The organism is Amycolatopsis sp. SID8362 (assembly GCF_010550475.1).
Lineage (GTDB): Bacteria > Actinomycetota > Actinomycetes > Mycobacteriales > Pseudonocardiaceae > Amycolatopsis > Amycolatopsis eburnea.
Genome location: NZ_JAAGNB010001719.1, coordinates 1 through 8,970, shown reverse-complemented (window position 1 = coordinate 8,970; position 8,970 = coordinate 1). Strand labels below are relative to the sequence as shown.

Sequence of the window (8,970 nt, the reverse complement as noted above, 5' to 3'; positions counted from 1 at the left end):
GATCGCCGCGACGGCCGTGCCGAGCACCGCCCAGCGCGTCCAGCCGTGGAACGTCGTGTCCCGCGACGTCACGACGAACGCCCAGGCCGCGGTCAGTGCGACGACGAGCGGGAGCAGCGTCCGCCGGTGCCGCCGCCACAGCAGCGCCAGCCCGGCGGCGGCGACCGCGGCGACGGCGGGGGCCATCGCCGTCGTGTAGTACGGGTGCCAGATGCCGCCGGCGAAGCTGAACACCGCGGTCGTCACCAGCAGCCAGCCGCCCCACAGCAGCCAGCCGGCGTCGCGCCACCGGCGGCCGATGACGATCAGGACGACCAGGCAGAGCGGCAGCAGCCAGGAGATCTGGCCGCCGACGAGGTCGTTGAACATCCGGCCCGGCCCGGGGTCGCCGCCGAACGACGACGTCGTCTGCTCGCCGTCGCGCATGATCATCATGCCGCCGCCCTCGCCGTTGCCGGAGAGGCGGCCGAAGCCGTTGTAACCGAAGACGAGGTCCCACGCCGAACCGTCCGCGCTGCCACCCATGTACGGCTTGGCGCCGGGCCACCAGTCGTACAGGGCGATCCACCAGAACGACGACGCGATCAGCACGGCGCCGGCGCCGAGCACGTCGAGCAGCCGCCGCTTCAGCGGCCCGGACGTCCCGGCGAGGTACGCGGCGACCAGTGCGGGCACGACGATCCACGCCTGCAGCATCTTGGTCAGGAAGCCGCAGCCGACGAAGAACGCGCACCAGAACAGCCACTTCCGGCCGTCCTCGAGCGCGCGCGTGACCGCGTACGCGGCGGCGACCAGGAACAGCACCAGCAGCGTGTCGGGGTTGTTGTCCCGGTTGATGATCACGGTCACCGGCGTGAGCGCGAGGATCGCGGCCGCCAGCAGGGCGACGTTCTCCCCGGCCCACCGCCGGACCGTCCGGTGCAGCAGGAAGACCGCCGCGACGCCTTCGAGCACCTGCGGCAGCAGCAGCGCCCAGCCGTGGTAGCCGAAGACGAGCACGGAAAGCGCTTGCGGCCACAACGCGAACGGCGGTTTGTCGACCGTCACGACGCCGTACGGGTCGAAGGAGCCGAAGAGGAAGTTCGTGAAGCCGCTCGTCATCGACTTCGCGGCGGCCGAGTAGTAGGTGTTGCCGAGCTGGCCGTCGCCGATCTTCCAGGCGTAGAGGACGGCGGCGCCGAGGCAGATGAGGGGAAGCGCCCAGGAGCGGGTCTTCGGGGGAGCGGCGGTGATCATGCCGCCCACCCAACCCGGGCCCGCGTTTCCCGGGCGTTTCTACTCCGCCTCGAGATCACCTTCCAAGGACAGGTAGACCTCGCGCATCTTCTCCAGCAGCGCGGGGTCCGGCTCCTCCCACAGCCCGCGGTCGGCGGCTTCGTTGAGCCGCTCGACGATGCCGCGCAGCGCCCACGGGTTCGCCTGGCGCAGGAACTCCTGCGTCACCTCGTCCAGGACGTAGGACTCGGTCAGCTTCTCGTACATCCAGTCGCCGACGACGCCGGCCGTCGCGTCGAAGCCGAACAGGTAGTCCACGGTGGCCGCCAGCTCGAACGCGCCCTTGTAGCCGTGGCGCCGCATCGCCGCCAGCCAGCGCGGGTTCACGACGCGGGCCCGGAACACGCGGGCCGTCTCCTCGCCGAGCGTCCGGGTGCGGACCGCGTCCGGGGACGTGCTGTCGCCCACGTACGACGCCGGGGCCGAGCCGGTCAGCGCGCGGACCGTCGCGATCATCCCGCCGTGGTACTGGAAGTAGTCGTCCGAGTCGGCGATGTCGTGCTCGCGCGTGTCCGTGTTCTTCGCCGCGACGACGATCCGCTTGTACGAGTTTTCCATGTCCTCGCGCGCGGGGCGGCCGTCGAGGTCGCGGCCGTAGGCGAAGCCGCCCCACACCGCGTACACCTCCGCGAGATCCTTGTCGTCGCGCCAGTTGCCGGAGTCCATCAGCGGCAGCAGGCCCGCGCCGTACGCGCCTGGCTTGGACCCGAAGATCCGGGTGGTCGCGCGCCGGGAATCGCCGTGCACGGCCAGGTCCGCCGAAACGTGGTCACGCACGAAGTTCTGGTCCGAGGGTTCGTCCAAAGAGGCCACCAGCTGGACCGCGTCGTCCAGCATCGTGATGACGTGCGGGAACGCGTCGCGGAAGAAGCCGCTGATCCGGATCGTGACGTCGATCCGGGGACGGCCCAGTTCGGCCAGGGGAATGGGTTCGATGCCCGTCACGCGCCGCGATGCCTCGTCCCACACCGGCTGGACCCCCAGCAGCGCCAGTACTTCCGCGGCGTCGTCGCCGGAGGTCCGCATGGCCGACGTGCCCCACACCGAAAGCCCGACCGAGCGCGGCCAGTCCCCGGTGTCCTCGCGGTACCGGCGAAGCAGCGAATCCGCCAGCGCCTGCCCGGTTTCCCAGGCGAGCCGGCTCGGGATCGCCTTCGGGTCGACGGTGTAGAAGTTCCGGCCGGTCGGCAGCACGTTGACCAGTCCGCGCAACGGCGACCCGCTGGGCCCGGCCGGGATGTAGCCGCCGTCCAGCGCGTGCAGCACGGAGTCGAGTTCCGCGGTGGTGCCGGCCAGCCGCGGGACGATCTCCTCCGCCGCGAACGAAAGCACCTTCGCGACCTGCTCGTCCGGCGCCACCGAGGCGACCGCGGTGGCGTCCCAGCCGCGCATCTCCATCGTGTGGACGAGTTCCCGAGCCGTCTTCTCGACCGCGTCCACTTCGGACATCGGCGCGTCTTCCTTCAGGCCCAGCGCGGACCGCAGGCCCGGCACCGCACCCTGCTTGCCACCCCACATCTGGGACGCGCGCAGCATCGCCAGCACCAGGTTGACGCGGGCCTCACCGGTGGGCGCCGCGCCCAGGACGTGCAGCCCGTCGCGGATCTGCGCGTCCTTGACCTCGCACAGCCAGCCGTCGATGTGCAGCAGGAAGTCGTCGAACTCCGCGTCGTGCGGCCGTTCCTCGACGCCGAGGTCGTGGTCCAGCTTCGCGGCCTGGATCAGCGTCCAGATCTGGGCGCGGATCGCGGGCAGCTTCGCCGGGTCCATCGCCGCGATGTTCGCGTGCTCGTCGAGCAGCTGCTCCAGCCGCGCCAGGTCGCCGTAGGACTCCGCGCGCGCCATCGGCGGGATCAGGTGGTCGACGATCGTCGCGTGCGCCCGCCGCTTCGCCTGCGCGCCCTCGCCCGGGTCGTTGATCAGGAACGGGTACACCAGCGGCAGGTTCCCGAGCACGGCGTCCGGCGCGCACGACGCCGAAAGCCCGGCCGTCTTGCCCGGCAGCCACTCCAGCGACCCGTGCTTGCCCAGGTGGACGACGGCGTGCGCGCCGAACTCCTCCTCCAGCCAGCGGTAGGCGGCCAGGTAGTGGTGGCTCGGCGGGAGGTCCGGGTTGTGGTAGATCGCCACGGGGTTCTCGCCGAACCCGCGCGGCGGCTGGATCATGATGATCACGTTGCCGCTCTGCAGCGACGCCAGCACGATGTCGCCGTTGTCGACGTACAGCTCGCCCGGCGCCGGGCCCCAGTGCTCCTCGACACCCTGGCGCAGCTCTTCCGGCAGCGCGTCGAACCACGCCTGGTAGCGCGCGGCCGGGACGCGGATCGGGTTCCCGGACAGCTGTTCCTCGGTCAGCCACTCCGGGTCCTGGCCGCCGGCGGCGATCAGCGCGTGGATCAGCGCGTCGCCGTCCGGCTGGTCGGTGCCGGTCGGGTCGACGCCGGGGAAGGCGTCCGGGCCCAGGTCGTAGCCCTGTTCGCGCATCCGCCGCAGCAGCTCGATCGCCGACGCGGGCGTGTCCAGCCCGACCGCGTTGCCGACGCGGGAGTGCTTGGTCGGGTACGCGGACAGCATCAGGGCGATGCGGCGCTCGGCGGGAGGCGTGTGCCGCAGCCGGGCGTGCGCCAGCGCGATGCGGGCGACGCGGGACGCGCGTTCGGCGTCCGGGACGTAGCGGGGCAGGCCGTCTTCGTCGAGCTCCTTGAACGAGAACGGCACCGTGATCAGCCGCCCGTCGAACTCCGGGACGGCCATCTGGTTGCCGGCGTCGAGCGGGGAGAGCCCGTCGTCGTTCGCCGCCCACGTCTCGCGGTCGCTGGTCAGGCACAGCGCCTGGAGGATCGGGACGTCGAGCGCGGCCATCTCGGCGACGTCCCAGGCCTCGTCGTCCCCGCCCGCGCCCACCTCGGACGGCCGCGTGCCGCCCGCCGCGAGCACGGTGACCAGCAGCGCGTCGACGGAAGCCAGCTCGGCCATCATCGCCGGCTCGCGCGTGCGCAGCGAAGCGGTGTAGATCGGCAACGCGCGCCCGCCCGCGGCTTCGATCTCGTCGGCGAGTGTGTGGACGAACTGCGTGTTCCCGGACAGGTGGTGCGCCCGGTAGTAGAGGATCCCGACCACCGGGCCCTCGGCGCGCGAAGGCCGCTCGAGGACGCCCCACGACGGCTGCTCGGCGGGCGGCTCGAAGCCGTCGCCGGTGAGCAGGAGCGTGTCGGAGAGGAACCGGTGCAGCTGGGTGAGGTTCGCCGGGCCGCCCTGCGCGAGGTACGCGTGGGCCTCGGCGGCGATGCCCGCCGGGACGGTCGAGAGCTTCATCAGCTCGGCGTCCGGCGTCTGCTCCCCGCCCAGCACCACGACGTGCGCGCCCGACGCCAGCAGCGTGTCGAGGCCGTCCTGCCACGTCCGCGGGGTGCCGAGGATGCGGACGACCACGATGCGCACGTCCTCGAGCAGGCCCGGCAGCTCGGCGACGTCGAGCCGGGCCGGGTTCGCCAGCCGGTACTCGCCCTCGGCCGAACGCGCGCTGAGCAGGTCGGTGTCCGAAGTGGACAGAAGCAGGATCACGAGGTTCCTCCTCGGGGTCCGCGCCCCGGGTCGACGGTCGCGCCGGCCGGAGTTCCTGGCTCGCGGAGATCGCTCCGCTGACAGTGGCGGGACCGCCCCGGACTCTCACCGGGTTCCTCCACCTGCCGACGCGTGGGTATCGGTCTCACTCTCCGGTGCGGCCGACCCGGCGTCAAGGTGACGTGCGTGGCTCAGAGCCGCTTGGCCGCCCGGAACGCCTTCGCGTAGGTCCCGGAGCCGTCGATCAGCGACACCCCGCCCGCGTCCCCGAAGGTCGGGCCGTTCGCCACCTTGCGGCTGGACAGCACGCGGTGGTGCCCGTCGCTGTCGATGCCCAGGTAGATGCCCGTGTGCGACACCTGCGAGCCGAGCTGCGGCTCGAGGTTGAAGAACAGCACGTCGCCCGGCTGGAGGGCGCTGAAGTCCGTCGCCTGCTTCTTCTCGTCGTGGATCACTTCGGTGCCCGGGCCCAGCTCGGACAGCGCCCACGCGCGCCGCGGCAGGCCGGGGCCCTTCGTGTTCGTCCCGAGCAGCGGGTAGCCCGCCCGGTAGCCGTAGACCATCCGCACGAACCCGGAACAGTCCAGGGAACGCGCCCGGCGCGGTTCCGCCGCCTCGTGGACGCCGTCCGGGAAGTCCCAGCCGATGCCCAGGTAGTCGTAGAAATCGGACTTCTCGAGCCGGCCCTCGGCGCTGTCCGGGCCGAAGCTGGCGTCCCCGGCCACGCGCAGCTTCTTCACGACCTGGTCGGCCGCGCCGTCGGTGTACTGCAGCGCCATCGCCAGGATGTCCGGGCCGGTGTCGGCGGTGGCCTTCGGGAGCCAGTCGGTGAACCACTTCTCCTTCTCCGCGCCGGCCCGCCAGGCCTGCGGCGCGAGCCGGATCCAGGCCGTCGTCGTGACGCCTGCTGTGGTGAACTTCGGCTCGGTGAAGGTCCGCGACCGGCCGGTCAGCATGACCGTGCGGGAGCCGTCGGTGAACGACGCGAGCTGGGCGCCCGCCGCGTCGCGCACGATCGTCCGGGCCGGGTGGTCGAGCCGGTCGTAGGTGTAGCCGCCGGTGACAGCCGCGCCCGAGGCCGCGGCTGATGCCGAGATGGCCGTGATGTCCTGGCGGTCCTGCGTGGCGACGTACACCGCCGCCGTGCCGGAGACGCCGATGACCGCGGCGAGGACGCCGATCCGGACCGCTTTGCGCATCGTCACCTCACACCGTGGGGACCAGGCCGACCAGCACGCCGCTGATCAGCACCGCGTAGCTGGCCAGGCTGACGCCGCCGGTGGCGAGCATCGTGGCCACCGGCTTCTGCCGGACCAGCTGGTAGGCGACCAGGCCGGGCACCACGAACCCGAGCGTCTGGTGCACGAACAGCAGCGGGAAGTCGGCCTGGAGGAACAGGAGCAACGTCGTCTGGAGCACGACGCCGAGCAGCACGACCGCGGCGAAGAGCCGCTTGCCGTAGAGGATGACCATGCGCTGCAGCGCCTTCGTGCCGCCGAAGGTCAGCGCCGTCATCAGGACGATGATCGCCGCGCGGCGGTAGTCCTCGACCATGGTCAGCGCGATCCAGCCGGGCGTGATCATCCCGCCGGGGGACAGGTTCGTCGTCAGGTAGCAGACCAGCGACAGCAGCAGGCCGATGGCGAGCCCGACGGTGGCGACCTCGGGGGCGAGGGACGTGGTGAGCATCAGGCGACCGGTTCCAGCTTCGCGAGTTCCTCGATGAGCAGTTCCCCCTGGCCGTGGATGTTGCCGATGGCGATCAGCGACGCCTGCCGCTCGACGCCGCCGACGATCCCGCGCAGCAGCTCCCGCGGCGAGCGCGAGCCACCGAGGTCGACGACGCGGTCGTGCCACTCGCTGGGGATGGCGACGCGGGCGCTGCGCGTCGGTTCGCCGATCAGCACGACGCGTTCGGGCGCGATGCGGGGGATCAGCGCGCCCATCTGGCCGTTGCGCTCGACGCGGTCCGGGCGGCAGTTGATGATCACGTGCAGGGGGTCGGTGATCGCACCTTGCGCGCGGAGCTGGTCGATGTTCATCAACGTCGATTCGGGGTCGTTCGCCGCGAAGACGTTGGCGAAGCGGAGCTGGCGGCGCCCGGCGCGGTACCGGTGGACCTGCAGCACGCCCGGGTCCGGCGGCGCGGCCCACATGCCGTCCAGCGCGAGCTGCCGGTTGACGCCGAGCAGGTCCGCGACGGCCAGCGCGATCGCGACGTTCTCCTTGAAGGTGATCCAGCCGAAGCCGCGCATCTCCTCGTCGGAGACCGATTCGGGGTCGACCGCGATGAGCTCGCAGTCCCGCTTGTCGGCCTCCTCCTGGAGGATGTGCAGGCGGTCCTTTTCGGCGGTCAGGCAGATCCCGCCGACCGGCATCGACCGCGACAGCGACCGCGCGACGTCGTCCAGGGTCGGCCCCATCTCGGCGAGGTGGTCCTCGCGGACGTTGCACAGCACGCCGATGGTCGAGCGGATCAGCTTGCTCTGGTTGATCTCCTGCAGGTCCGGCATCACGGCCATGCACTCGATGACCAGCGCGTCCGGCCGGTACGCGGCGGCGCGGCGGACGATGCCGATCTGCTCGACGACGTTGGCGATGCCGAACTTGCGGTAGACCGGCTCCTCGCTGCCGTCCGGGTGGATGAACCGGGCCGCGGTGCCGGTGGTTTTCGCCGTGGTGACGAGCCCGCCGCCCCGCAGGGCGCCCGCGCAGAGCCGGGTGATGGACGACTTGCCGCGGATGCCGTTGACGAGCACGCGCGTCGGGATGCTGTGCAGGTGCTTGTAGTGCTGGCGCTGTTCGGCGATCCCGGCCAGCAGCATCGCCGCCGATGCCAGTACCAGCACGACGTAGAGGAACGTCACGTCAGACCCCGGCCCCGTCCAGCCAGCTCAGGTAGTCGCTCTTGGCCCGCTGCCGGCGGGGCTCGACGTCGACCTCGATGCGCTGGATCAGCTCGGTCTCGTCGGTCGCCGCGCCGGTCGGCCGCCGGACCTCGCCGAGCCGCGCGGTGCCCTCGGTCAGCGCCTGACGGCAGATCTCGACGCAGGAGGCGATGGTGCCGATCTCGTCCTGCCGCTGGGGGTAGACGACGGCGCCGGTGTCGCCGCGGGCGATCCGCCGGGCTTCCGCGCCGACCCGCCGCAGCGGCCGCACGACCACCAGGAAGTGCCAGGCGAACAGCATCAGCGCGACGACGGCGGTGAGCAGCGCGGCGACCCGCGCGCCCGAGCGCACGGTGTTGTCCGCGAGCCCGAGCGAACCGATCGGCTGCTCGGCGACGACGACCCACTTGAGCGAAGCCGCGTTGCCCTTGTCGGCCAGGCGCTGCGCCGCCACGAGCGCCGACGACGTCGTCTCGCGGGCGTCCTTGCCGGCCTGCGCCGCGTCGACGCTCTTGATCAGCGCCGGGTCCGACAGCGCGGCGAAGGCGAGGTAGCCCTCGGTGTCGGCGATGGTGCGCTTGCCCTCGTCGACGACCCGGACGCGGCCGCCCGCCGGGCCGAGCAGCGCGGCCATCCGCGGCACGTCGTACTCGCCGACCAGGACGTTCTTCGAGTCCGGCAGCGGTGTGAAGGCGTAGACGACCGGGACGCGGCCGCTGGTGTTGTGCTGGCGCAGGCCTTCGCCGTCCGGCAGCTTGCCCGGGTCGCGCAGCGCCTCGCGCCCGGCCTGCAGCACCACCGCGCCCTGCTCGTCGGCGACGTAGACGCTGCGGAACCGGCTTTCGGTGCCGGCGAGCTGGTCGAGCATGCCGCGCAGCCGGTCCGGCTCCTTGCCCTTGCCGAGCCGCGCGACGGACTGCAGGTCGGTCAGGCCCTCGGCGAGGCTGCGCCGCAGCGTGTCCGCCGAGTGCGTGACGTGGACGCCGTGCTCGGACAACGTCGTCGCCGAAACCTCGGCGTGCTGCCGCCCGAGCGTCGCGGCGACCGCACCCGACCAGCCGAGCAGCGCGAGCGCGACCGCGACGATGACGAGCTGGGCGGACAGGAACGGGCGGACCGGCTTCGCGGGCTTGCGGCGGCGGAGCTTGCCGCGATACCGCTCGACGGCGGTCGTCAGCCGGTTGACCTCGCGGATCCGCGACTGCCGCACCGGCTTGCCGAGCACGCCGGCCGCGACGGCGAG

The 8,970-nt window shown here is 72.1% G+C and carries 6 protein-coding genes and 1 riboswitch; all 6 genes read right to left on the bottom strand.

What is annotated here, in order from left to right:
• Positions 1 to 1,236, bottom strand: a 1,236-nt coding sequence (locus G3I65_RS52605; protein WP_160703685.1) for a glycosyltransferase family 39 protein, incomplete at its 3' end; no start/stop codon positions are given.
• Positions 1,237 to 1,275: 39 nt separating this feature from the next.
• Positions 1,276 to 4,839, bottom strand: a complete 3,564-nt coding sequence (gene cobN, locus G3I65_RS52600; RefSeq protein WP_160703673.1) for a cobaltochelatase subunit CobN — start codon at positions 4,837 to 4,839, stop codon at positions 1,276 to 1,278.
• Between the two features lie 49 nt (positions 4,840 to 4,888).
• A riboswitch (cobalamin riboswitch) is annotated at positions 4,889 to 4,958 on the bottom strand.
• A 72-nt stretch (positions 4,959 to 5,030) separates the two neighbouring features.
• Positions 5,031 to 6,038 (bottom strand): NlpC/P60 family protein, encoded by a 1,008-nt coding sequence (locus G3I65_RS52595; RefSeq protein ID WP_160703671.1) that lies wholly within the window; start codon positions 6,036 to 6,038, stop codon positions 5,031 to 5,033.
• Positions 6,039 to 6,045: 7 nt separating this feature from the next.
• Complete coding sequence (locus tag G3I65_RS52590; protein ID WP_160703669.1) at positions 6,046 to 6,528, bottom strand: poly-gamma-glutamate biosynthesis protein PgsC/CapC; 483 nt, start codon at positions 6,526 to 6,528, stop codon at positions 6,046 to 6,048.
• Positions 6,528 to 7,706, bottom strand: a complete 1,179-nt coding sequence (pgsB, locus tag G3I65_RS52585) for a poly-gamma-glutamate synthase PgsB (protein ID WP_160703667.1) — start codon at positions 7,704 to 7,706, stop codon at positions 6,528 to 6,530. The genes G3I65_RS52590 and pgsB overlap by 1 nt, the downstream gene beginning before the upstream one ends.
• A gap of 1 nt (position 7,707) precedes the next feature.
• Positions 7,708 to 8,970: HAMP domain-containing protein (locus G3I65_RS52580; RefSeq protein ID WP_160703665.1), on the bottom strand; the 1,263-nt coding region annotated here is incomplete at its 5' end.